This is a genomic window from Shewanella sp. Sh95 (genome assembly GCF_001308045.1).
Taxonomy (GTDB): Bacteria; Pseudomonadota; Gammaproteobacteria; order Enterobacterales; family Shewanellaceae; genus Shewanella; species Shewanella xiamenensis.
Genome location: NZ_LGYY01000273.1, coordinates 1 through 718, shown reverse-complemented (window position 1 = coordinate 718; position 718 = coordinate 1). Strand labels below are relative to the sequence as shown.

Genomic DNA, 718 nt, shown 5'->3' with positions numbered 1-718 from the left:
CTTCAGTGCTGGCGTTGTAGCTGTAGCCTGTCGCCGGAGTGCCGTCAGCAAACTGCAGCGCCCCATTCACCAGCTTCAGTTCCACATCGGTGGTCGCGGTGCCATTGACGATAGTCAGGTTCACGTGGCCGCCTTCAGCAAAGTCGGCATGGTTGATGGTGACTTGGAGCTGTACGCCATCACCGTTGATTTCGGCTTGCGTGAGTGAGCCATCACCTGGGTTACCGTCATCGACGATCAATACGGTCGGGGCATTCGGGGCGGTTTCATCCGCCACGGTTGCAGTGTCAGAGCCTGGGCCTGAGGTGTTGTTGGCTGCATCGGTTTGGGTCGCGGTGACCGTGATGCTGCCACCTTCACCCGGGGCGGTTTCCGTCCAGCTGATAACGCCGGTGGTGGCGTTGTAGCTGTAGCCTGTCGCCGGAGTGCCGTCAGCAAACTGCAGCGCCCCATTCACCAGCTTCAGTTCCACATCGGTGGTCGCGGTGCCATTGACGATAGTCAGGTTCACGTGGCCGCCGGCACTGAAGTCCGCAGCATTGATGCTCACGGTTAACTGTACACCTGCGCCATTGCCGCTGATTTCGGCTTGCGTCAGCAGGCCATCACCTGGGTTACCGTCATCGACGATCAATACGGTCGGGGCATTCGGGGCGGTTTCATCCGCCACGGTTGCAGTGTCAGAGCCTGGGCCTGAGGTGTTGTTGGCTGCATCGGT

At 60.0% G+C, this 718-nt stretch carries 1 pseudogene; it reads right to left on the bottom strand.

The annotated features are described in order from the left end of the window. A pseudogene (locus tag AEA42_RS22760) lies at nucleotides 1-718 on the bottom strand (hypothetical protein); the annotation flags it as partial.